21 protein-coding genes are annotated in these 23,009 nt (G+C 65.8%); 20 read left to right on the top strand and 1 reads right to left on the bottom strand.

Features of this window, described 5'->3' with window-relative positions; genetic code table 11:
• The first annotated feature begins 40 nt into the window (after positions 1-40).
• The 4 genes from A39O_RS0121370 to dmeF all read left to right on the top strand — a co-directional run bounded on the left by A39O_RS0121370 (position 41) and on the right by dmeF (position 4,739).
• Complete coding sequence (locus A39O_RS0121370; protein ID WP_020506709.1) at positions 41-301, top strand: FeoC-like transcriptional regulator; 261 nt, start codon at positions 41-43, stop codon at positions 299-301.
• A gap of 19 nt (positions 302-320) precedes the next feature.
• A complete protein-coding gene (locus A39O_RS34520; protein ID WP_020506710.1) occupies positions 321-917 on the top strand; it encodes a hypothetical protein in 597 nt (198 codons plus the stop codon).
• Positions 918-1,331: 414 nt separating this feature from the next.
• Positions 1,332-3,701, top strand: a complete 2,370-nt coding sequence (feoB, locus tag A39O_RS0121380) for a Fe(2+) transporter permease subunit FeoB (RefSeq protein WP_020506711.1) — start codon at positions 1,332-1,334, stop codon at positions 3,699-3,701.
• A gap of 24 nt (positions 3,702-3,725) precedes the next feature.
• Positions 3,726-4,739, top strand: a complete 1,014-nt coding sequence (gene dmeF / locus A39O_RS0121385; RefSeq protein ID WP_020506712.1) for a CDF family Co(II)/Ni(II) efflux transporter DmeF — start codon at positions 3,726-3,728, stop codon at positions 4,737-4,739.
• A 218-nt stretch (positions 4,740-4,957) separates the two neighbouring features.
• On the opposite strand, the gene A39O_RS0121390 is transcribed toward dmeF, so the two are convergent.
• A complete protein-coding gene (locus A39O_RS0121390; protein WP_020506713.1) occupies positions 4,958-6,070 on the bottom strand; it encodes a glycosyltransferase family 4 protein in 1,113 nt (370 codons plus the stop codon).
• Positions 6,071-6,337: 267 nt separating this feature from the next.
• Here A39O_RS0121390 and A39O_RS0121395 point away from each other — a divergent pair, with 267 nt between their 5' ends.
• From A39O_RS0121395 to A39O_RS0121470, 16 genes are all read left to right on the top strand, one after another.
• A complete protein-coding gene (locus tag A39O_RS0121395) occupies positions 6,338-6,973 on the top strand; it encodes an acyltransferase (RefSeq protein ID WP_020506714.1) in 636 nt (211 codons plus the stop codon).
• 119 nt (positions 6,974-7,092) lie between these two features.
• Positions 7,093-8,346, top strand: coding sequence for a glycosyltransferase (locus A39O_RS0121400; RefSeq protein ID WP_020506715.1), 1,254 nt, complete (start codon positions 7,093-7,095; stop codon positions 8,344-8,346).
• Between the two features lie 201 nt (positions 8,347-8,547).
• Positions 8,548-10,077: a GumC family protein gene (locus A39O_RS34525; protein WP_020506716.1), complete on the top strand. Its 1,530-nt coding sequence runs from the start codon at positions 8,548-8,550 to the stop codon at positions 10,075-10,077.
• Positions 10,074-11,153 carry a glycosyltransferase gene (locus A39O_RS0121410; protein WP_026199618.1) on the top strand — a complete coding sequence of 360 codons (1,080 nt, stop codon included), beginning with the start codon at positions 10,074-10,076 and terminating at the stop codon, positions 11,151-11,153. Before A39O_RS34525 ends, A39O_RS0121410 begins: the two co-directional genes overlap by 4 nt.
• A 99-nt stretch (positions 11,154-11,252) precedes the next feature.
• A complete protein-coding gene (locus tag A39O_RS0121415) occupies positions 11,253-12,503 on the top strand; it encodes a glycosyltransferase family 2 protein (protein ID WP_020506718.1) in 1,251 nt (416 codons plus the stop codon).
• Between the two features lie 138 nt (positions 12,504-12,641).
• Complete coding sequence (locus A39O_RS0121420) at positions 12,642-12,974, top strand: STAS domain-containing protein (RefSeq protein ID WP_020506719.1); 333 nt, start codon at positions 12,642-12,644, stop codon at positions 12,972-12,974.
• A gap of 38 nt (positions 12,975-13,012) precedes the next feature.
• Positions 13,013-13,462, top strand: coding sequence for a hypothetical protein (locus A39O_RS34530; RefSeq protein ID WP_157640313.1), 450 nt, complete (start codon positions 13,013-13,015; stop codon positions 13,460-13,462).
• Between the two features lie 82 nt (positions 13,463-13,544).
• On the top strand, positions 13,545-15,746 hold the full coding sequence (locus tag A39O_RS0121430) for an SLBB domain-containing protein (protein WP_211211667.1): 2,202 nt from the start codon (positions 13,545-13,547) through the stop codon (positions 15,744-15,746).
• On the top strand, positions 15,747-16,463 hold the full coding sequence (locus tag A39O_RS0121435; RefSeq protein WP_020506722.1) for a CpsD/CapB family tyrosine-protein kinase: 717 nt from the start codon (positions 15,747-15,749) through the stop codon (positions 16,461-16,463).
• Between the two features lie 48 nt (positions 16,464-16,511).
• Complete coding sequence (locus tag A39O_RS34535; protein WP_157640314.1) at positions 16,512-17,291, top strand: response regulator; 780 nt, start codon at positions 16,512-16,514, stop codon at positions 17,289-17,291.
• Positions 17,288-18,874, top strand: a complete 1,587-nt coding sequence (locus A39O_RS0121445) for a SpoIIE family protein phosphatase (RefSeq protein WP_020506724.1) — start codon at positions 17,288-17,290, stop codon at positions 18,872-18,874. Before A39O_RS34535 ends, A39O_RS0121445 begins: the two co-directional genes overlap by 4 nt.
• Before the next feature lie 49 nt (positions 18,875-18,923).
• Positions 18,924-20,321, top strand: a complete 1,398-nt coding sequence (locus A39O_RS0121450; protein WP_020506725.1) for a sigma-54-dependent transcriptional regulator — start codon at positions 18,924-18,926, stop codon at positions 20,319-20,321.
• A 14-nt stretch (positions 20,322-20,335) separates the two neighbouring features.
• On the top strand, positions 20,336-20,812 hold the full coding sequence (locus A39O_RS0121455) for a hypothetical protein (RefSeq protein ID WP_020506726.1): 477 nt from the start codon (positions 20,336-20,338) through the stop codon (positions 20,810-20,812).
• Positions 20,813-21,037: 225 nt separating this feature from the next.
• Complete coding sequence (gene glk, locus A39O_RS0121460) at positions 21,038-22,024, top strand: glucokinase (protein ID WP_020506727.1); 987 nt, start codon at positions 21,038-21,040, stop codon at positions 22,022-22,024.
• 55 nt (positions 22,025-22,079) lie between these two features.
• Positions 22,080-22,289 carry a CopZ family metallochaperone gene (locus A39O_RS0121465; protein WP_020506728.1) on the top strand — a complete coding sequence of 70 codons (210 nt, stop codon included), beginning with the start codon at positions 22,080-22,082 and terminating at the stop codon, positions 22,287-22,289.
• A gap of 155 nt (positions 22,290-22,444) precedes the next feature.
• On the top strand, positions 22,445-22,933 hold the full coding sequence (locus tag A39O_RS0121470) for a CDP-archaeol synthase (protein WP_020506729.1): 489 nt from the start codon (positions 22,445-22,447) through the stop codon (positions 22,931-22,933).
• Positions 22,934-23,009: the final 76 nt, after the last annotated feature.

The following is a 23,009-nucleotide window of genomic DNA, read 5'->3' on the forward strand; positions in this document are numbered from 1 at the left end:
ACGCCGGACACCGGCGCTACGACACCACAGGAGACTCAAGATGATCCTTGCCGAGCTCACCGCCTATCTGACCGAGCGCAAGCGCGCGCCCCTGGTGGACATGGCGCTGCGCTTCGAGACCAGTGAGGATGCCCTGCGCGGGATGCTGGCGGCCCTGGAGCGCAAGGGTCGGGTGCGCCGCATTGCCAACGGGGCCGCATGCTCCAGCGGGTGCTGCAAGTGCGACCAGGCCAGCGTCGAGACCTACGAGTGGGTGGGTGAGACGGCCCCGCCCGCGGTCGTCGGCAGCCCCGCGGCCTGAGTTCGCCGCGCAGCGACCGATGCGCGCGGTCCTGGTCATCGGTATCCACCGGGAGGAACTGGCGTTCGGCGAGGCCGTGGCCGCCGGGCTCGACCTGTCGCAGCTCGCGTTGTTGCGGATTCCCGCGGGTGTTTCGGGGGTTCGCCCCAGTCAGGATCAGGCCTTCTACTACCGTACCAACCACCAGGAGTTGTACCTGCAACTCCTGGCGCAGGTGCGCGGACACTACGATCTGCTGCTGGATCTGCACGCCGGAGTGAACGAGCCCGGGCGGTGCGCCGATCTGATCTGCGCGGATCGACACCTGCTGGCGTGTCTGCTCGACCAGCGGAGCCCGGCCCAGCCGCCGCCGTCGGGCGAACTGGTGCGGGGGGTGCTGCTCGCCGGTCCGGATGACCCGCCGCGGGTCGGCGACGCCCTGCTGTCCGCTCACACCGTGATCCCCAGATCCGTCTGGGACAACGCGGCGTTTCGCTACCTCGGGATCGAGGTGTTCTTACCGACCGCCGGTGCCGGCTTGCCCGCCGACTGGACCTTCGCCCGCCGTTTGATCGAACAGGCACTCGTCTGCGCCGGAGCGCGAGACCCACCGGCCAGCAGTTCCAAATTTGGGTAGCCGCCGCCAAAAAGCGTGTCGGCAGCGAGGCCGATGGTGGATGCGCTGCGCTTATCCACCCTACGAAACCTGCTCCGTTGTAGGGTGGATAAGGCGCGCCGCTCGGTGGCAGGGACTCGGCACGGCGGTCGGGCGCGCCGCATCCACCAGGGGTCGCGCGATGCCGCCCAAATTTAGAACTGCTGCCCACCGGCAGGATGAAGCCGGTGAGGCGGCGACACTGGTATGCTGTACGCTTTTCTGTCTGCGCAACGCCGGAGACCGGACGGTCGATGGATAGCCGTCGAACGTGATAACCGGACGTAGGGGCGGGTTTCAAACCCGCCCCTACACCAAGGGTTTGTCTGGATATCAGGTGAGAAGGCTCTATCGAGCCGCATCAGCACGAGCACGCACGGGCGCACGAACCAGGGTATGAACATGAGCGCGGTGCACGCGAAGGTCTTCACCATCGGTGTCGTCGGGAATCCCAACTGCGGCAAGACCACCCTGTTCAACGCCCTGACCGGTGCCCATCAGCGGGTGGGCAACTGGCCGGGTGTCACGGTGGAGCGTAAGACCGGGCATTATCGGTTCGCCGATGTCGGGTTCGATCTGGTCGATTTGCCGGGGACCTACTCGCTGGATGTATTCGGCGCCGGGACGGATCAGGAGGTGTCGCTCGACGAACGCATCGCCCGCGACTTCGTGCATGCGCGCGAGGCGGACCTGATCCTCAATATCCTGGATGCCGGCAGTCTGGAGCGCAATCTCTATCTCACCACCCAGTTGATCGAGATGGGGCGGCCGCTGGTGCTGGCGCTCAATATGATCGACGCGGCCCGTGACCGCGGGCTGCGCATCGACGTGGCGGGGCTGGCACTGCGGCTCGGCTGCCCGGTGGTGGCGGTGTCCGCGGCGAGCGGCGAAGGCATCGAAGACCTGAAACGCGTCTTGCTCCAGGCCGCGGAGGCCCCGCCGACCGCGACCGTCGAGGTCACCTACGGCCACCTCCTGGAGTCCGCGATCAGGGTCCTGCTGCCGCGGGTGGAACCAGTCGCCCGTGCTGCCGGAGACCCCCCGCGCTGGATCGCCTCCCGGCTGCTGGAGGGGGACGATCTGGCTCAGGCGCTGGTCGGGGACCGGGTGAGCCGCGAGGAAGTCAGGGGCTTGCTCGCCGACCAGGCGGATGACGTGGACATCCTGCTGGCGGATGCCCGCTATGGATTGGCTCACGCACTGACCCAGGCGAGCGTGGTGCACACCGGGCAGGCGTCGCGCGACCGTTCCGAGGCCATCGATCGGGTGATGCTCAACCGGGTGCTGGGCATTCCGATCTTCCTCGCCGTGATGTATTTGATGTTCATGTTGACCATCAACATCGGCGGCGCCTTCATCGATTTCTTCGACCAGGCGGCCGGCACCCTGTTCGTCGGCGGTACCGGCTGGGTCCTGGCCAGTCTGGGTGCGTCCGATTGGGTGCGGCTGCTGCTTGCCGACGGGATCGGCGGCGGTATCCAGGTGGTCGCCACCTTCATCCCGATCATCGCCTTCCTTTATATTTTTCTCTCGGTGCTGGAGGACTCGGGATACATGGCGCGTGCCGCCTTCGTCATGGACCGCTTCATGCGTGCCATTGGCCTGCCCGGCAAGTCGTTCGTGCCCTTGCTGGTCGGTTTCGGCTGCAACGTGCCGGCGATCATGGCCACCCGCACCCTGGAGAATCCGCGCGACCGCATCCTCACCATGCTCATGGCACCCTTCATGTCCTGTGGTGCGCGGCTGCCGGTCTATGTGTTGTTTGCCGCCGCCTTCTTCCCGACCGGCGGCCAGAACATCGTCTTCGCCCTCTATCTGATCGGGATCATCGTCGCGGTGCTCACCGGCTACATCCTGAAATATACCCTGCTCCAGGGGGAGAGCAGCCCCTTCGTGATGGAACTGCCGCCCTACCACCTGCCGACCGTCAAGGGGGTGCTGATCCGCACCTGGGAACGCACGCATGGATTCGTGGTGGGCGCCGGCCAGGTCATCGTTCCGATGGTGCTGGTGCTGACCGTGCTTGGCAGTATCGGCACCGACGGGAGTCTGCGTCCGCAGAGCGTTGACGGCTCCGTGCTGGCCGCGCTCGGACGCACCCTGACCCCGGCCTTCGCCCCGCTGGGGCTCACCGCGGACAACTGGCCGGCAACCGTTGGCATCTTTACCGGTGTGCTGGCCAAGGAGGCGGTGGTGGGAACCCTGGATGCCGCCTACTCGGCCCTGGCGGTCGCCGACACCGGCGCCGCTGCGCCGCCACCGCCGCCCTTCAGTCTGATCGGCGGCTGGACGGCCGCACTGGCGACCATCCCGACCAACCTGGGTGTCGCGCTGGGGTCCTGGGCCGACCCCTTGGGTCTCAAGGTCGGCGACCTGAGCGACCGCGAGGCCGTCGCTGCCGCGCAGGCGGTCGCCGCCGGCACTTTCGGGGCTATGGCCGCGCGTTTCGACGGCGCGGCCGGTGCCTTCGCCTATCTGCTGTTCATCCTGCTCTATTTCCCTTGCGTGGCGGCGACCGCCGCCATCCGGCGGGAGAGCGGCACGGGCTGGACCCTGTTTGCCGTCGCCTGGACGACCGGGCTTGGTTACCTCATCGCCACGGTGTTCTACCAAACCGCCATCTTTGCGCGTGATCCGGCGACCTCGGCCGCCTGGATCGCGGGCTTGGCGATCGGCTTCGTCGTCCTGATCTTCGGGATGCGCCGCTGGGCGCAGCGGGGACTGAAACCCGGCGCATTGGTTGTCGAAGGTCCCGGTGTCCAATGATCTTGCGAGTGGAGACCTCTCGTCATGGCCTTGTCCAACCCAACCGAAGATCAGGCTGCGCTCCCCCACGATCCGCGTGCCTGGGGTCACACCCACGACTTCAGTCACGCGGCGCAGCGGCGTGCCGAGCAGCGCACCCGCTGGGTGGTGGGCCTGACACTGGCGGCGATGGCCGGCGAATTGATCGCCGGCTGGCTCACCGGCTCCATGGCCTTGCTCGCCGACGGCTGGCACATGGGCAGCCATGCCGCCGCGCTGGGGATTGCCGCCTACGCCTATGCCTTCGCGCGGCGGCACGAGGCTGATCCGCGTTTCACCTTCGGCACCGGTAAGGTGTCGTCACTGGCTGGTTATACCAGCGCCTTGCTGCTGGCCGGGGGTGCCCTGTGGATGCTGGGGGCCTCGCTGGGGCGACTCATCGACCCGCTGCCGATCCACTACGGGGAAGCGCTGTTGGTGGCCGCACTGGGTCTGGCGGTCAACCTGCTGTCGGCCTGGCTCCTGGGCCACGGTGGACCGGATCACGATCATGATCACGCGCACGGCCATGTGCATGACCATGATCACGCTCATGCGGACCACGCGGAGCTCCAGCAGGACCATAACCTGCGGGCGGCCTATCTCCACGTCATCGCCGATGCCCTGACCTCGGTGCTGGCGATCGTCGCCTTGGGCCTGGGGATGGCTTACGGCTGGGCCTTCCTGGACCCGCTGATGGGGATCATCGGCGCCGCGCTGATCAGTCGCTGGGCCTGGGGGCTGGCCCGCGACAGCGCGCGGGATTTACTGGATGCCGGTGACCACAGCGCCATCGCCAACCAGGTGCGCGCGGCCATCGAATCCGACGCGGACAATCAGGTGGCCGATCTGCACATCTGGCGGGTCGGACCGGCCGGTCGCGCCTGCATCGTCTCCCTGGTCACCCATCAGCCGCGCCCGGTCGAGCACTATCGGGCGTTGCTGGACGCGATACCGAGTCTGCTGCATGTGACCGTGGAAGTGAATCACTGTCGATTGGCCGAGTGCGGCGCTAAATAGCGAACCTGCTCCCTTCTGGAGGTCGAGGCTTTACCGCGAAAGTCGCGTAGCGACCCTGTGGGAGCGGCGTCCCGCCGCGATGGGGTCGGGCGTGTCACCGCAGCGTTCGAGATCACCGCGGCACCGCATCGCGGCGGGACGCCGCTCCCACGGGGGTCATTCATCGTCCGGGGTGGCTGATGTTCCTTATCCGATCCGTCGATAACGACAACGGTGCTCTACTGAATCGATGCCCCAGGCTCGGGCGCGAGCGGGTTGCGGTACAGCGCCAGCAGCCGATCGGCGATCCGGGTGAGCCCGAAACCGGCGGCCACCCGCGCCTGAATATCCCTGGCGAGCGGTTCGGACCAGGGCTCACCGGCAAGCGCGGCGGCGAGGGCCGCGGCACCGCGCGCGGGGTCGCCGGCGGGGATGCGGATCAGGGCGTCGGTGATGGTCAGGGTGTTGAACAGAGGGTCGTGGCGATCGGTGTAGGTGATCGGCAAGAGCCCTTGGTTGAGGCATTCCAGGTAGGCGTTGCTGAGACCTTCGACGGCGGAGATGGCGAAAAAATAATGGGCTTGCCGCAGTTCGTCCGTGAGTTCCTGCTTTGACAGGTGCCCAAGCAGGGCGGCCTCGGGGAGGGTCGCCGCGAGTGACCGGCATTGCGCCACATAGTCGGCGTCGAACTCCCAGAAGTCGTCGGTGTATGAACCCGCCAGGCGCAGCCGCAGCCCGGCGCGGACCGCCGCGGGCAGGGCGGCGAAGAGCCGCAGCACCTCCAACTGTCCCTTGCGCGGGCAGACCACGCCGGACAGGATGAGGGTGCGCTTGCCTGGCGTCTCCAGGCGGGGGCGCGGCGGGGCGACGGCGTTGGGGATGTTGATCACGGGCGGGCGGGTGTGGGCGACGACATCGTCCGGGTTCTGGACGATCCAGGCGGACAGTCGGCTCAGGGCGTACCGCTGGAGGCGGCTGCCGCGCCCGTCGAGCAGGGTGGCGGGGTCATCGAAGCCTTTCTGGGTCATGTGCTGGAAACAGCGGATGCCGAGCAGGCGCAGCACCGGGGTCAGATGTGTGGCATAGTTGTGACCATGGAAGTGCACGACCTGGATGCGCTCGCGGATACAAAAGGTGAAGATGACACGCCACACCCGCCTGGCCTGCCAGACGTCCAGACGGCGGCGCAGCGGCGGCGGATAGGGCGGGGCGATCACCTGGCCCTGGTCGAGCGAGATGGCCTGGACCTGCACCCCGGGGTGGCGGTTGAGTTCCTCGGCGAGCATCAAGGCCTGGCGGGCACGGCCCGAATGCAGGGGCGGAGCGTTGAACAGCACGTAAAGGATACGCATGGGGCGGCTCATCCGCGTTGGGTTGATCGATCAAGGCACGCGTCGTCAAGGATATCTGTTTCGGGTGCCGCCGGGTGTGCGCGTCAGCAACTCAAGATTGGGAACTGCCGGCCTGCTCAGGTTGCTTACCCGCGGACGATCACTGACAATGCTTCGGGTAATTACCTGAAGTGGTGACGAACACTGATGGCCGTTGGCTCGTTTAGACATTGGGTCAAGCGCAGGGACCATGCGGTCTCTCGACTGCTGTACGCGGGTGCGAAGTCCGTGCGGAGCATCGAGGTCCCGGTCATCCCAGGCTTGCACCGTGCCCTCTATCAGTTGCATCGCGGGGTCGCCGCCACCATCGCAACCCTGTTGCGGGTTGGTTACTACACCCCGCTATTCAAGAGTCAACTCGAGGGGCCGGCGCCGCGTCTGTATCTCTACAGCGGTCTGCCGCTGCTGAGCGGTGCGCTGCGGATCAGGCTTGGCGCGGACTGCCGCGTCTCCGGAATCACTACACTGTCCGGACGAACCAGCGGGCGGGTGACGCCCAGTCTGGAGGTGGGATCGAACGTGGATATCGGCTGGCAAAATACCATTGCCGTCGGCACCCGGGTGGTCCTGGGCGACAATGTGCGCCTGGCCGGGCGTTGCCTCCTGGTCGGCTATCCCGGCCATCCACTGGACCCGTCGGCGCGCGCGCAAGGCTTGGCGGAGACCGAAGATCAGGTCGGAGACATCATTTTGGAGGATGATGTCTGGCTGGCGACCGGGGTCACGGTGACCGCGGGGGTGCGCATCGGCCGCGGTACGGTGGTGGCGGCGGGCAGCGTGGTCACGAAAGATCTGCCGCCGATGGTGCTGGCCGGCGGGGTTCCGGCCCGGGTGATCCGGTCGATCGCCGCGGCGCCCGGCTAGGCCGTCTACCGGAGCCGTGTCGTTGTCGTTGTCGTTGTCGTTGTCGTTGTCGTTGTCGTAATCGTAATCGGAGAAACGATTCACTATAAGCATGAACAACCCGCTGTCGATCGGGGGCCATGATCACGGTTTCGACCGCAACGCGCGGATATCGTAAGCTCGATTACGACCACGACAACGACAACGGCGGGGACGGCACGGGTGTGGTTCCGAAGTGGCCGCGGTATCAGGTGTTAAACAGCATGGCGCGTGATCTCATCGTATTCGGCGAGGACTGGGGCGGGCTGCCGAGCAGTACCCAGCACCTGGTGCGGCACCTGGCCCGTGATCGCCGGGTGCTCTGGGTCAACTCGATCGGGATGCGTCGACCGCGCTTGACCGCCGGTGACCTCGGTCGCCTGGGGCATAAGGTCCGCGCGATGCTGAGCGGTGCCGGGCGGCCGGGACCGAGCGCTGAGCCGCCGCCCTTCCCGGTACTGGCGCCGCGTGCTCTGCCGTGGCCCGGCAATCCGCTGGCACGGGCGGTCAATCGCCGGGTGCTCGGGCGTCAGGTGGCGCGTGCCGCCGCGGATCATGGGATGCGCGAGCCGGTGCTGTGGACGTCCCTGCCGACGGCGGTGGACGTGGTCGGCACGCTCGGCGAGCATGCGGTGGTCTATTTTTGCGGGGATGATTTCGGCGCCCTGGCCGGGGTCGATCATGCCCCGGTGCTGCGCATGGAGCAGGAACTGGTCGAGCTTGCCGACCTGGTGTTCGTGGTCAGTCAGCCGCTGCTTGCGCGATTTCCGGCGGCGAAGACGCGGCTCTTGCTTCAAGGCGTCGACTTCGATCTGTTCAGTTCCCCGGCGGTCCGGGCGCCCGATCTGCCGGATTCGGGTCCCGTCGCCGGTTTCTTCGGTATGATCGAAGATTGGGTGGACACGGACCTGCTCGCCGACTTGGCGCGGCGCTTGCCCGATTGGCACTTTTTTCTGATCGGGTCGGTGAAAACCAATGTCAGTGCCCTGGCGGCCCTCGGCAATGTGACCCTGGCCGGGCCGCGGCCCTATGCGCGTCTGCCGTCCTATGCCCAGCATTGGGATGTATCGCTCCTGCCGTTTCGTGACGGCGACACCATGCGTGCCGCCAATCCGCTGAAGTTGAGGGAGTATCTGGCGGCCGGTCAGCCGGTGGTGAGCACGGACTTTCCCTGGCTGGACGGCTACCGCGATCTGGTCAGTGTCGCCACCGGGCCCGCCGACTTCGCCGCGGCTGTGGCGGCGGCGCGGCTGGAGCCCGCGGGGCGCGCCGCGCCGCGCCGCGCCCGGGTGGCGGGGGAGTCCTGGCAGGCGCGGGCGGCCGAGGCCGCGGCGCTGATCGACGCCCTCGGCTAGGGCATCAATCTCCGATTTCCTGATGAGGGGAACGGAAATGCCATTCAAGTCGTCCGATACTATGATGGGCGTCATGATGACCGGCGCGCTCGGGCGCGCGACACGGCGGTCCCGGAATTCCGAGAACCTGGTGGGCCGCGGCGTCACCGGGGAGACCGGACGCGGCATCGAGCAACGAGTAACCGTCGGCGAAGGCACCAAGTGGCAGCCGATCTATCGCACAAGCTCTACGATATTCTGGCGGCCGGCTGGCGGCAGCGCTATGTCGTCGCCGTGCCCGTGTTTTTGATGCCGATTCTGGGCGGATTCGTCGGCGCCATGACTCCTCCGAAGTTTCAGAGTCATACCTCGCTGCTCATCGTCGAGACGGCATTGCAGAATCCGATCATGGAGGATCTGGCCGTGAAAGTCTCGCTGCCGGACCGCAAGGCCGGCCTCACCGAACAGCTTAAGAGCCGCTCGGTGATCGGGAAGGTCGTCGATGACCTCGCGTTGGTTCCGCCTGGGCCTGATGAAGAGCGGCGGCGGGAGGGTATGATCGGTCAGTTGCGCGGCGGTCTGGGCGTGGCATTCATCGGCAAGGACATGTTGCGGATCACCTATGACGCCCGCTCCTCGGCGAATATGAAGGCCATTCTGCAAGGGATCAGCGACCAGTTCGTCGAACAGATCCTGGCCCCGGAGCGCTCCGCCCTGGAGTCCTCGGTGCAGTTTTTGAGCGATCAATTGGAGTCGCAGAAGGTCGGCCTGGACCTGAAGGAACGGGAGCTTGCGGCCTTCAAGGACGCCAATACGGACGGGCTGCCGGAGTTTTTCAGCCAGAACATGGCCCGGATGGCCCAGATGCGGACTGAAATCGCCAAGAAGGAATTGCAGTTGGCCGGGGCCCAGGAGGCCCTGGCGAGTATCGGCCGCCAGTTGGCCCGCAATAATCCGGTGGTGGGTCACCTGGAGCAGCAGATCGTCGAATTGCGCGGTGAACTGGCTTTACTCAGCGCCCGTTACACGTCCAAACACTCGAAGGTGCAGGGGGTGACGCGCCAGTTGGAGCGGCTGGAGGCGGAGCGTGGACGCCTGATGGCCGAGAACGATCAACTGGCGGATATCGAGCGCATGTTGAATACGCCCTCAGGGCCATCGTCGGCGGAAGATCCTCGTTCCACCAACAGTCTCCTGGTGTCCCAGTTGGAGCGCTATTCGACCGCCAAGACCGACGTGGAAACGCTGCAGCGCGAGATCGAACAGTTACGCGGTTCCCTCAAGGAGGGGGAGGTCAACGCCCAGGACGTCAGCTCGCTCGCGCAGCAATTGAAGGAGATGGAACGTGACATCAAGGTGCAGCGCGATCTTTACGAGGACCTGCTGGCGCGCCGGGAGCGGGCGCGGGTGACCAGTTCGCTGGGGCGCTTCGAGCAGTCCGAACGCATCAAGATCATTGATGCTCCCTTCACACCCCAATCATCGGCCACTCCGCCGCTGGCCATTTTTGTGATCGGCGGCGTCTTTGCCGGCATCGCACTGGGCGCCAGTCTGGCCACCGTGCTGGAACTCATGGACTCCAGTATCCGCAGCCGACGGGCCCTGGAAGCACTCACGAAGTCCGTCTTGCCCGACGCCGATGTGCCGATGCTCAGCCGCATTCCACCCTTGCGGGAGGCGGAGGCGGCGGAGATGCCAAGTCCGCCGGTGTTGAAGCCCGTGGTGGTGCTCAAGCGCAGGGCCAGCGCATGACTCACGTCTGTCAAGTGGTTCAGCATCTGCGGCCCGGCGGGATCGAGACCCTGGTGCTGGAACTGGCGCGGTTGGCGCCCGCCGGGCAGGTCACCGACATCCTGAGTCTGGAAGGTACGCGCGCGGCCGCGTTGGCCGCTTGGCCGCGGCTGACGCGGACCGGCGCTGAACTGAGGTTTTTCGATAAGGATCCCGGTTGGCGGATCGGTCTCATCGCGGCGCTGCGGGGCCGGCTGCGGCAGTCGCGGCCCCGTGCGGTTCATACACACCATGTTGGGCCGCTGGTTTACGGCGGGATTGCCGCTCGCCTGGCCGGCGTGCCGCGCATCATCCACACCGAGCACGATGCCTGGCACTTGCAGGACCCGCGGCGGCGTTGGCTGCAGCGGCTGATCCTGGCGTTGGTGCGCCCCCGGCTGGTTGCGGACTCGGACGCGGTGGCCGCGGCGGTGCGCGATCATTTACCCGGATGGCCGGTGGCGGTCATTCGCAACGGGATCGATACCGATGTTTTCACTCCCGGCGATCGGGTCGCCGCACGGGCGGCGCTCGGATGCGGGGCGGCGCTGCCGGCGACCGCCCCCTTGGTCGGCTGCGCCGCGCGGCTGCACCCGGTCAAGGGCCATCGTTTTCTGCTCGACGCGCTGGCCCGGCTCGATGATGGGGTTCACCTGGCCTTGGCCGGCAGCGGTGAGGAAGAGGACGCCCTGCGCGCCCAAAGCGCGACATTGGGTCTCGCCGCACGGGTTCACTTCCTGGGTTCGGTCGAGGTGATGACCGGGTTCTATCGGGCCTTGGATCTGTTTTGTCTGCCGTCCCTGGCGGAGGGGATGCCCTTGTCTCCCCTGGAGGCCCAGTCGTGCGGTTGTCCGGTCGTGGTGACCGCGGTCGGCGGGGCCGGCGAGACCCTGTGTCCGGCCAGCGGGCGTCTGGTGCCGCCGGGGGACGCGGCGGCCCTCGCCGCGGCGATCGCCGGGCAACTCGGACGCGTGGGCGGTCCGAACCCCCGACCATTTGTGCTGGAGCACGGCAATGCGCGCGCCATGGTCGATGCCTACGCGGCGCTCTATGAGTAATCCCGGCCGGTCTGCGGGAACGCCGCGGCGCCTTGCCGCGGTACGCCAACCGGTTCAGAATCACGCTGTTCCAGCGCCGAAATAGACGACTTATTTGTAATGACGCACATCTTTCTCGGCGTTCTGATCATGGTGGCCGGACTCCTGGTGATCTATCACCATGTGGGCTATCCGCTGCTGCTGAAATGGCTGGCGGGCGAGCTTCCCGAGCCCGCCGCGCAGGAGACACCGCAGCGCGCGTACCGGGCGGCGAGCGCGGATGCCATTCTCCCGGTGGTGGCGGTCCTGATCCCGGCGTACAACGAGGCGGACCATGTTGCGGATAAGATTCGCAATCTGGCGATGCTTGATTACCCAAGCGATCGGTTGCGTGTGATCCTGGCTTGTGATGGGTGCACGGACGCGACGGCGGAGCGGGCGGCGCAGGCCGGTCTGGAGCCTGAATGTCGGGATTTGCCGTTGCAGATCCTGGAATTCGCGCAGAATCGCGGCAAGGTGGCGATGCTCAATGCGATCATCCCCGATATCGACTGCGACCTGCTGGCCTTGAGCGACGTCTCCGCGCTGATCTCAGTCGATGCCCTGCTGGTCGCCGTGGCCCGTTTCGCGGATCCCAGGGTTGGGGTCGTCAGCGGTTCCTATCGGTTGTTCGGTTCCTATCAATCGCACGGACGGCACACCAGCGGCGAGGCGCTCTACTGGGACTATCAGAGCGAAATCAAGAAACGCGAGGGTGCATTGGGCGCCACCATGGGGGTGCATGGGGCCTTTTATATGATTCGCCGAACCTTGTTCGAGCAGCTCGAGCTGGATGTCATCAACGACGATTTCATCCTGCCCATGCGCATCGTGGCCCAAGGGTATCGGGCGTGCTACGAGCCGCGCATCCTGGCCCTGGAACTCGAGGACGGCTCACTGGATCTTGACCGGCGGCGGCGCCGACGCATCGCGGCGGGCAACATGCAACAGTTGATCCGCTTGACGTCCCTGCTGCGACCGTCGTTGCGCGGGGTGGCCTTCGTCTTCGCGTCCGGCAAAGCACTGCGCGCCGTCATGCCCTTCCTGTTGTTGCTGATCCTGATTGGAAGTGCCCTGTTGGCGAGCACTTCCTGGTTCTTTTTGGTGCTCTTTGTGGTCCAAGTCATCGTCTACGCGGCGGCCTTCGTGGTACAAGGGGTTGGTCCGGAGCAGGTTCCGTGGCCGCTTCAGGCGCTCCATTATCTGGTGCAGGGCCACTTGGTCGGTCTGATTGGTTCGGCCCGTTACCTCCTGGGTCTGGAGCGGGGGCGCTGGCATCGGGCCAAGCTGGAACTCTCGGGTGGGGCGGCCCCGGAGACCCCGGAAACATGAGTATTCGCCGTCGGGTGGTGAACGGCCGCCAGGCCGGTGCATCGGGTGTGTATCCGCGGCGCCCGTCCGCGGCGGCCGTGACGGCCGTTGGCGCGCACGCGTCGCCGACGAGGCCTCGATTCGATCTGGAGCAGTGACGTGAAAGTCAAGGTATTCAAGCAAGAAAGAGATGCGGCGGTGATCGTGCTGGAGGGCGAATTCGACGCCTTGAGTGCTCCCGTGACCCGCTCTGAATTCGAACGTCTGGTGAATGACGAGGCTGGCGATGTGATCGTCGATCTCAGCGGTGTCACCTTTATGGACTCCTCGGGGGCCGGAGCACTGGTGTTCCTGCACAAGCGCCTGGTGGGCCAGAAGCGGGCGCTGGCACTGGTGGGAGTGACCGGCCAACCGATGGACCTGCTGGCGTTGTTGCGCATCACCAGTGTGATCCCGGTGAACCAGACGCTGGTGGCCCGGCCGCAGCAGTGAACGGTCGGTGCGCCGGGCGGCGGCTGACGCGGGCTGCCGTGATCCTCCCTGCGCTCGTGCTGTGGCTCGGCGTCGCCTGCGCTTTGGCGGCCTGCACCTTTTGGCCGGCATCCGGCGCCGGCGGCATGGCCGAGCTGCGCCCGCCGGCGCGCCCGGTATCCGGTAGCTGGTTCGGCCGCTGGTTTGGTCGCGGCGATTCGGCTTGGCAGGAACTGGATCAGCAGCGTCGACAAACCGACTGTCACCTGGAAGCGCTGGTGTTGCAAGGGGCCGAGTTGTGTCTGCCCGCGCACGTGGTTGCCGCCCGTGAGCGCCAGCGGCGCATCGTCCGGGCACTGTACGGTGGGCTGCCCCTGGATGCGGCGAACGACCTCATCATCTTGCGCGAGCGCCTCGCAGAAATGCAGCGGCGCTTGGACTACATTCAAGCAAACGGCGCCTGCGTGACACCCGCGATGGCGGGTGCGGCAGTCCGCGGCGGCGGGTAACGTCATGTGGCAAGGGGCAAGCACCCCGGTTGAGCGGTGCGCATCGCGTCGTGCGACCCGTTGCTTTGGGGTCTGGTGGCTCTTGCTTGGGCTTTTGATCGTCGGCAGTGCCGCGGCGGCGCTCGACGATCTGCAGCCGGTCGCCGTGGATCCGGTGGTCGGGGAACCAGCCGCGGCGGACCCCGCGGACCCCGCGGACACCCCGGACACTGCCGAGGGCGCCGCTGCCGACGATGACGCGGTGTTGCGTGTCGGCGATGTGCTGCGTATCGATCTGCCGGGGGAGGACACCCTCAACCTCGAGTTTCCGGTTGATCGGCAAGGGCGCATTCGCCTGCCGGAGGTGGGCTACCTCAAGGTGGCGGGTTATAGTCTCGCCGAATCGGAACGCCGTATCCGTCTGGCGCTGTCGCAAGTGTTGCGGGATCTGTCGCGGCTGAGTGTCGCGCGTGAGGCGTCGACGGTGCTGGTCAAGGTGCTGGGCTATGTGGTGAAACCGGGGATGGTCACCTTGGATGCCGACGGCGGCGTGCAGAGTGCCTTGGAGGCGGCCGGGGGGCTCCGGGTCGGGGCCCAACTCGATCGCATGCAGATTCGGCGCGGTGATGAGACGATCAAGTTCGACTACAAACGTTATCTCGATACCGGTGACCCGACGGTGATACCGAAACTCGAGTCGTTGGATGAGTTATTCGTGCCGGCCTCGCCCTTCGTGGGGAATGTCGAGGGCGCACTCGGCGGCGATAAGCTCGCGGCGAGCGGCGACGCGGCGGAGGAGGATGTCGGCATCAAAGTCTTCGGCGAGGTGCGCAGTCCGGGTCTGTTCGCCTATAAGCCGGCCATGACCATCGTCGATGCCCTGATGCGCGCTCAGGGTGTCACCCAATTCGCCGCGGTCGACCAGATCCGGCTGATTTCCGAGGGCGAACCCAAGAAGTTCAATCTGACCACCTACCTCGATCGCGGCGATCCCGCGCTGCTGCTCGGGATCCAGCCCGGGGCGACCGTCTTCGTGCCGCGCCAGCAGGAGGAGATCAAGGCCGGCCGCAATACCGTCTATGTGATGGGCGAGGTGGCACGCAACGGAGCCTTTGAAAACAGCGATAATGCGACCTTTATGGACATCCTGGCCAACGCGGGCGGTCCGACGCGCTATGCGGAGACGCGCAACATCACCATCCTGCGGGCCGACGGCAGCGTCGAGCGGTTCGATCTGCATGCCTTCACCGAGGGTTTGAGCAAGACCCGGCCGCCGAAAATGGGGTCGGGGGACGCGATCTTCGTGCCCGAGAAGACCGACCAGAACGAGAAATCATGGATCAAGGTGTCGCCCACGCGGGCCGTGCGCATCATCGGCGAGGTGGTGCGGCCGGGCCGCTACGAGTGGTCCGATGAGATGAACCTGTTGGATCTCCTCTCGCACGTCGGCGGACCGACGATGAAGGCGGATACCGCGCATCTGCGGGTGGTGCAGACCGACGCGGCGGGCAAAAGCCGCGTGGAAACCTTCGATCTGGAGCGGTTTCTGTTGCGCGGCGGTGATATCAGTGAGTTGCCCGAGATCAGGGCCGGGGCCACCATCGTGCTGCCGGCGATGCCGGACGACCCGAGTGACAACAAGGCGCAATGGATGCGACTGCCCGCCGCGGACACGGTCTATCTGTTCGGCAAGATCAATGCCCCGGGGCGCTATGCCTTCAATGACAGCATGGGGTTCCTCGACCTGATTGCCGCGGCCGATGGTCCAAGCCCAAGTGCTGATCTGTACAATGTCCGGGTCAATCACCGCAACGGCAAGCGGGTCGAGGTCACGACGGTCAACCTGGCGCGCTACTTCGAGACCGGCGACGATTCATTGCTGCCCAAGATCAGGACGGGCGATACCATTTTCTTTCCTGACCGTGAACCGGACTGGCGGGAGCAGACCAAGGAGGAGACGATCAGGGTCCTGGGTGCCGTGGCCAAGCCTGGTCGTTACAGCTTCAATGATTCGCTGACCTTGCTGGATCTGCTCGCCCATGCCGGGGGTACGACGGCGAATGCCTGGACCGACCGGATTACCGTCGTGAATCTCTCGTGTTGTAAGGACCAGGCACGCGTCTTCGATATGGAACGTTTTATGCGCAAGCCGGATTTCGCGGTGTTGCCGGTGGTGCGGGCCGGGGATACGGTGTACGTTCCGGATAAGACCCAGAGTACGGCGTTTGAGGTCCGCCAGGGGATCACCGATGTGGTCCGGATTCTTTCTCTCTTCAGCTTGATCGAGGGATTGGGGAGTGATTAGATGGCAGTCGAATTACCTGAACACTATGCGGAACTCGAACGCGTTTACTCCTTGACTATCGGGTTGGGGGTGCGTTCGCTGGCCGTCACCGCGGCAGACGAGGGCGAGGGTGTCACCACGCTGGTCGTCGCCCTGGCCAAGCGCAACCGTCACTCGGGGCGATCGACCCTGGTGGTCGATCTCAATCTCCACCGGCCGGCTCTGCACCAGCGCTTTGGTCTGAGTTTCATCCCGGCGATTCCGGATGGTGCCCACGGTCCGGATGCCCTGCCGCGGGTCGATCTGGGTGACAAACTCTTCGTGATGCCGGCCCCCGCGAATCGCGGCGAGGCGGTGCTCCTTCGCGATTCACATCACTTCGCGGAGTATCTCGACGTCTGGCTGAGCCAGTATGATGTTGTCCTCTTTGACACCACCCCAGTGAACGGCAGTAACAAGGGCAATATCCCGGCAGAGCGGGTGTGTCACGGATGCGCGGGGTCGATCCTGGTGGTGCTCGCGGGCATGACCCCGGCCTCTGCCGTGCGCGCCGCTCTCGATCGCCTCAAAGCGGCGGGGGTCACGCCGCTCGGGACTGTCTTGAACGATCGTTACAACCCCTCGCTGGCGGAGGAACTGCGGCGCGAGACCCAGCGCTTCGATCGTCTCTTGCCGGGGTTCACGCAACGCTTGCGGGGGCGGATCCGTGCGTCGCAACTGCTGAATCTGGAGACCTGAGGTGATGCGCCGAGGCCCAATCTTCGTTGGCTATCCGGAGCCGCACCTGTGAGCACTGCCGACCAGCGCCATCGGATTCTGCTCGCCGAGGGTAGCCGTTCCAAACGGATGCTGGCCAGCCAGGTGTTGGCGCAGGCCGGTTATGCCGTGGATGAGGTCGCGGATGGCCGCAGCGCGGTGGAGGCTGCCGCCGCGTGCCGCTACGACCTGATCCTGATGGCGCTGGCGATGCCTGGGCTGGATGCCGTCGAGGCGACGCGCCGCATTCGGCGCCTGCCGCACCCGTGCGGCGACGTGCCGATTCTGACCATGACGGAGACTGCCGGCGCGGAGGACAAGGACCGGTGCTCCGCCGCCGGCATCGACGGCTTTCTGAGCACAGCGACCGATCGGCTCGACTTGCTGGAGGCGGTGACTCATTGGGTCGAGGCGGCGGATGACCCAGCCTGGGGTCTGGCAGCGCGCCCTGGCGTGACGCCGCCGCTGGTGAATCGGCGGACTTTGATTCAATTGGAAGAAGACGTGGGGAGCGAGCAATTGCCCGAGATTCTCTTGACCTTTTTACTGGAGAGTGAGCGCCGGGTGGGCCTCCTCGAAGCGCGGGTCAGTGCCAATGATCCGCAAGGTGCTGCCGATCAGGCCCATGCCCTCAAGGGGAGTGCGGGGACCTTCGGGGCGATGGCATTTCGTCAAATAGTGCACGAACTGGAGCAAGCGGGGCGCGCGGGGGCGTGCGAACGTCTCGCCGCGCTGCTGCCGGAACTGCGCCTTGTGGTCGTTGCTACCCGCGCTCGGTTGTGTGCCGATTATCCCTTCCTGGCGCCATGATACGCAGTAATCTCCAGACCTTTGAAGTCCCTCCGACGTTGGAGGGGGTGCGTGAGTTGCGGCGGAAAGTGACCATGGGCCTGGGTTGTACCGGTTTGTCCGAGGCGCGACAGGGCCAAATCCTGGTGGCGGTCTCCGAGTTGGCGACGAATCTGGTGCAACACAGCCGACCGGTACCGGACTGGATTCGCGTTCGGCTGTCGCGTGAGCGGGGTCAGTGGCGCCTGGAGATCATCGATAACGGCGCGCCGTTGCAGGATTGGCGGGAGCGACTCAGCACGGCCGATATCGACGGAGAGAGTATTGTCGCGCGGGATCACGGCAGAGGACTTGCCCTGGTCGCCGCCATGTTTCCGGATGCGCTCTACGAGCCTCGTCCATCGGCGCGTGATTTCAACCGGTGGCGCCTCAGTCTGGGCGAGAGCAGTGTCAGCGTCGCGGTGATCGATGATGACGTGGTGCAGTTGCGGGTGATGGCGGCCTATCTCTCCGAGGCTTACCAGGTCATGCCGTTCTCTCAACCCTTGGTCGCCATAGAGCAACTGCGGCGGGCGCCGCCCGATCTGGTGCTCGCCGACATCCATATGCCGGGAATGGATGGCCTGGAACTGCGCCGCCGCCTGGCCGACGATCCGGCCACCGAGTTGGTCCCCTTCATCTTCATGACCGAAACCCGCGACGAAATGGTGCGGGAGCAGGCGGATCTGCTGGGGATCGATGATTTTCTGCTGAAGCCGATACGCAAGCGCCAACTGATCGCGGCGATTCAGCGCACGCTGTATCGCAGCCGCAGTGTGCGCGCGCGGCTCGGTCATCGCATCGATGCAGCGATCACCGAAGCCCTGAAGCCCAAGCTGCCCCAGGAACTCGGGGGCTGGCAGGCGGCGGTGCGTTCGGTGGCGGCCGAGGCCGGGGGTGGGGACTTCATCTCGTTTACGTCGAGCGCCGATCATGCGTGTGTCGTGTTGGTCGATGTGATGGGCCACGGGGTCGCCGCCAAGTTTTTCGCGCACGCCCATGCGGGCTACGTCGGCGGATTGTTGCACTCCCGGCCGGATGCCTGGGAACCCGCCCAGTTGTGCCGGGCCATCTCCCAGCGCGTCTTTGAGGATAAACTTAATCAATACAGTCTGCTAACCTGCGTGGCGGTGCACCTGGCCCCCTCCGGCTGGGTCGAGATCGCCTGTGCCGGTCATCCGGCGCCGCTGCTGTTGGATGCCGATGGTGCCCATCAGCTCGACATCGGGGGCGTGCTGCCGGGGTTGCAGTCGGAGTCGGTTTACGACACTCTCTCGCTCAAGTTGCAGGCGGGTGAGCGGCTGCTGTTGTTCACCGATGGCCTGTTCGAAGGGGCCGTGTCCGGACCTGGCCGCAAGGTGCTGGAACAGGATCTGCTTGCCGCGGCTTGTGACGGCCTGGCGGCCCCGCTCGCGGCGCAGGCCGACGCGTTGATGGAGACCTTCTTCGCGGTCGCCGGCGAGACCCCGCGGGACGACGCGACCATCATCATCCTTGCACCCCTTGATCCGTCGGAAGGACAGGTCACAGTTCCCCGCACCGGGACCACTGAAGGCCGCCCGTGACGGCCCTGACAACCCGGCCGCGGCGTATGCGCCGGGTAAGGCGATATCCATGTCCACCAGTAAGCCCAGAGTTCTGATCATCGAGGACAGCCCCGCCCTGGCGGAGGTCTATCGCAGCTATCTGCGGGGGGAGCCCTACCAGGTCAAGCACGTCGGCGACGGCAAGAGCGGCATGGCGGAGATCGAGCGCGACCCGCCCGAGGCGCTGCTGCTGGACCTGAAGCTCCCGGATATGGACGGCATGGACATCCTCAAGTACATCCATGATCGGCAGATTCCGACCTCGGTGGTGATCATCACCGGTCATGCCTCGGTGGATGTGGCGATCGACGCCATGCGCTACGGTGCTTTCGATTTCATCGAGAAGCCGTTCAGCGCCAAACGCGTCAAGGTCACGCTGCGCAACGCGGTGGATCGGCAGAACCTCAATACGCTGGTCGAGCAAATCCGCGACGACTTCCAACGCGATCATTACCACGGATTCATCGGTTCATCGCTGGCGCTGCAAGCGGTCTATCGCATCATCGACAGCGCCGCACCGAGCAAGGCGACGGTCTTCATCACCGGGGAGAGCGGGACCGGCAAGGAGGTTTGTGCCGAGGCGATTCACCGGCAAAGCAACCGCCGGGACAAGCCCTTTATCCCGCTGAACTGCGGCGCCATCCCGCGCGATCTGATGGAGAGCGAGATTTTCGGCCATGTCCGCGGGGCCTTCACCGGGGCCACGCGGGATCGGGAGGGCGCCGCCGAAATGGCGGACGGCGGGACCCTGTTCCTCGACGAGATCGGGGAGATGGACCTGGACTTGCAAACCAAGCTCCTGCGTTTCGTGCAAACCGGGTCCTTTGCGCGGGTCGGGGCGACCCAATTGGTCAAGGTGGATGTCCGTTTCATCTGTGCCACGAATCGCGATCCTCAGAAGGAGGTCGACGAGGGGCGGTTCCGCGAGGATCTGTTCTATCGCCTGCACGTGATCCCGATCCACCTGCCCGCCCTGCGCGATCGGGTGGATGACATTCTGCTGTTGGCCAATAACTTCCTGCGCAAATTCGCCGCGGAGGAGCACAAGGCGTTCCGTGAGTTCGCTCCGGAGGTCGAAGCGGTCTTCCTGGAGTACGACTGGCCGGGCAACATTCGTCAGTTGCAGAACGTGCTGCGCAACGTCGTGGTGCTTTACGACGCTGAACAAGTCACCCTGGCGATGCTGCCGCCGCCGCTGAATCGGTTCACCGGTCGCGCCGCTTCCCCGGTGGCGGCGGCCCCGGCAGCGCGGGTGATCGAGACCGGCGCGCAGGAGATCAGGCCGCTGCATGTCATCGAAAAGGAGGCGATCGAGCGTGCCATCGCGTTCTGCGAGGGGAATATCCCGCGCGCCGCGGTGCTGCTGGAGGTCAGTCCGTCCACCATCTATCGCAAACGCCAGTCCTGGCAATCGGAAGGAGCCTGACGGGCCACCCTGACATGCGTCATCGCGCGCTCTGGGTGCTGGCGGCGTTCGTGGCGGCCGCCCTGGTGGGTATGATCGCGGTCAAACTCGGACCCCTGCTCGTCCCCGCGCCGCGCGTGCTGGCCGTCGCCGAGCCCGACTGTGATCTGCGCGCCGGACCCTGCATCGCGCGCTTCGCGGGCGGCGGCGAGGTCACTCTTGATCTGGAGCCACGCGGCATCCCGGTGATCCGTCCTTTGGTCCTGCGGGTTGTGGTCCGGGGTCTCGAGGTCAGCACGGTTGCCGTGGACTTCGCAGGCGTTGATATGAACATGGGCTACAACCGGCCATCATTGGCACCCGTTGGCTCAGGATCCTGGCGTGGTGCGGGCATGCTGCCCACCTGCGTGCGGGCCCGGATGCTTTGGGAGGCAAAGGTTCTGCTGACCACTCCGCGCGGACTGTTCGCCGCGCCGTTTCGCTTCGAAACGGATCAATCCGGTCGTCGTTGAGATTCGGGGTAGTTGATTTGGATCAATACGGGGCACTGCCACAGGTATTAGTCTTGCCGGCGTGGTCGGGCAGTCGTCGCCCGGCCCGCAACCGCTATGTTTCGTGGGAGGACTGCTTACGGCTTCGCCGCCCCTCCCCGTCTTGTTATGATTCCGACCTCATAGTCGGTTCCGCGCGCCCGCGGGCAGCGGGGCCGATTCGATTCGACAGACGGAGGCTGGGTCATGCGCGTATTGGTCGGCGATATCGGTGGTACCAAGACCGGGCTCGGGGTAGCCGTGATCGACGGCTCGGTGGTGAGTCTGAGCGGTCAGCGCCGCTATCCGAGCGGCGACTTTGCCTCATTGGAGGCCATCGTCGGCCGCTATCTGGAAGACACCGGGCAGACCCCGGCGACCGACTGCCCGTTCGGTGCCTTCGCCATCGCCGGACCCGTGGAGGGTCGGCGCAGTAAGACCACGAATCTGCCCTGGGATGTCGACGCGGACCGCTTGGAGGGGGCGCTGGGGTTACAGCGTGTCGGTCTGCTCAATGACCTGGAGGCCGTGGCCTGGGGGGTCCCCGCCCTGGGGCCGGACGACCTGGCGGAGCTGCACCCTGGTGCGGCCGGTGTCGGCCATGCCTGTGTGGTCGCGGCCGGCACCGGTTTGGGCGAGGCCGGACTGTTCTGGGACGGTGCCGGTCATCACCCCTTCGCCACCGAGGGCGGTCACACCGATTTTGCCCCGGTGGATGAACGGGAGTTCGCCCTGCTGCGTTATCTTCAAGAGCGCTTCGGGCGAGTGAGCTGGGAGCGTGTCGTTTCCGGGATGGGGATCGCCAACCTTTATGCTTTTCTACTCACCTGGCGCCGGACGCTGACCCCCGACTGGCTGGCCGCCGAGTTCGCCGCGGCGGATCAGGCGGCAGCCATTGCGACCGCCGCCGCGGCAGGCCGTTGTCCGATCTGCGTCGAAACCATGGAGATGTTCTTCCAACTCTATGGACGCGAGGCCGGCAACATGGGCCTCAAACATCTGGCCGTAGGCGGTGTTTATCTGGGCGGGGGGATCGCCCCCAAGAATCTGGAGGCGCTGCGCAGCAGCCGGTTTCTGGAAGGCTTTTTCGCCAAGGGCCGGATGGAACCGCTGATGCGCCGCATGCCGGTGCGGGTCATCCTGTGCGGGGACACGCCGCTGCTTGGGGCAGCGCGCTACATGACTGCCCGCTGATCGCTTTCGACCGCCGCCGGCCGGCGGCGGCTTACCTGCACTTGGAGCAACGCTGATGTCAATCGAACTCAAGGTCACCGGAATGACCTGCCAACACTGCGCCCGTGCCGTCTCGCGGGCGCTGGCATCGGTCCCCGGTGTCGAGGGTGCCGCGGTGAAACTGGAAACCGGCATGGCACTGATCGAAGGTCAGGTGCCGGCGGAGCCCCTGATTCGCGCCGTGGTCGATGCCGGCTACCAGGCGGAGTTATTCGTCCCCGACTGAGCGACGTCCGGATGGTCGGACAGGCCCCTCCTATAGCCGTCGAACGTGATAGCCGGACCTAGGGGCGGGTTGCAAACCCGCCCCTACACGCGTGTCTGTCCGGATATCCGAATACGAAGGTTCTATCGTCGATCCGCTGAATGTTGGGTGTTCAGATGCTGTCCCACTGCGGCCTGCCGCTCACCTTGCTCCTGCTCTTGCTGCTGGCCAACGGGGCTCCGGTCGTGTTGGGTCTGCTGTTCGGCGCTGCCGCCGGACCAGTGGACGGGGGGCGGGTGTGGCGGGACGGCCGCCCGGTCTTCGGGCGATCCAAGACCTGGCGGGGCTTGGCCGCGGCCCTGGTGCTGACACCGGTCGCTGCCTGGATCCTGGGGTGCGGCTGGGAGGTGGGGTTGACCATCGCCCTTGCCGCCATGGTCGGCGATTTGCTCGCGAGTTTCACCAAGCGCCGGTTGGGGCTCGTCTCCAGTGCGTCGGTGCCGGTATTTGATCAGTTGCCCGAGACGCTGCTGCCGGCCCTGCTGGTTGCCGAGGCGATGGGTCTCGACTGGGTCGATCTGGGTCTGGCCATCGGTGCCTTCGTGGTCTTGGACCTGGTGCTGACCCCGGTGGGCAAACGGCTGGCCGGACGGCGACGGCGCTGAGTGTGCCCCCGTGATCCGCTGTGCGATGCGCCGCAGCGCGACGGCAAGGCCGCTTCGCTGCCTGGGCTAGCAGCCT

Origin of the sequence: Lamprocystis purpurea DSM 4197, from assembly GCF_000379525.1 — a bacterium.
In the GTDB taxonomy this organism is placed as follows: Bacteria; Pseudomonadota; Gammaproteobacteria; order Chromatiales; family Chromatiaceae; genus Thiodictyon; species Thiodictyon purpureum.

Coding starts and splice junctions, on each gene's coding strand:
- A39O_RS0121400 (WP_020506715.1), top strand. CDS start 7,093: ATGATCACGGTTTCGACCGCAACGCGCGGATATCGTAAGCTCGATTAC.
- A39O_RS0121415 (WP_020506718.1), top strand. CDS start 11,253: ATGACGCACATCTTTCTCGGCGTTCTGATCATGGTGGCCGGACTCCTG.
- A39O_RS0121435 (WP_020506722.1), top strand. CDS start 15,747: ATGGCAGTCGAATTACCTGAACACTATGCGGAACTCGAACGCGTTTAC.
- A39O_RS0121370 (WP_020506709.1), top strand. CDS start 41: ATGATCCTTGCCGAGCTCACCGCCTATCTGACCGAGCGCAAGCGCGCG.
- feoB (WP_020506711.1), top strand. CDS start 1,332: ATGAACATGAGCGCGGTGCACGCGAAGGTCTTCACCATCGGTGTCGTC.
- A39O_RS0121455 (WP_020506726.1), top strand. CDS start 20,336: ATGCGTCATCGCGCGCTCTGGGTGCTGGCGGCGTTCGTGGCGGCCGCC.
- dmeF (WP_020506712.1), top strand. CDS start 3,726: ATGGCCTTGTCCAACCCAACCGAAGATCAGGCTGCGCTCCCCCACGAT.
- A39O_RS0121410 (WP_026199618.1), top strand. CDS start 10,074: ATGACTCACGTCTGTCAAGTGGTTCAGCATCTGCGGCCCGGCGGGATC.
- A39O_RS0121470 (WP_020506729.1), top strand. CDS start 22,445: ATGCTGTCCCACTGCGGCCTGCCGCTCACCTTGCTCCTGCTCTTGCTG.
- A39O_RS0121450 (WP_020506725.1), top strand. CDS start 18,924: ATGTCCACCAGTAAGCCCAGAGTTCTGATCATCGAGGACAGCCCCGCC.
- glk (WP_020506727.1), top strand. CDS start 21,038: ATGCGCGTATTGGTCGGCGATATCGGTGGTACCAAGACCGGGCTCGGG.
- A39O_RS0121465 (WP_020506728.1), top strand. CDS start 22,080: ATGTCAATCGAACTCAAGGTCACCGGAATGACCTGCCAACACTGCGCC.
- A39O_RS0121445 (WP_020506724.1), top strand. CDS start 17,288: ATGATACGCAGTAATCTCCAGACCTTTGAAGTCCCTCCGACGTTGGAG.
- A39O_RS34520 (WP_020506710.1), top strand. CDS start 321: ATGCGCGCGGTCCTGGTCATCGGTATCCACCGGGAGGAACTGGCGTTC.
- A39O_RS0121390 (WP_020506713.1), bottom strand. CDS start 6,070: ATGCGTATCCTTTACGTGCTGTTCAACGCTCCGCCCCTGCATTCGGGC.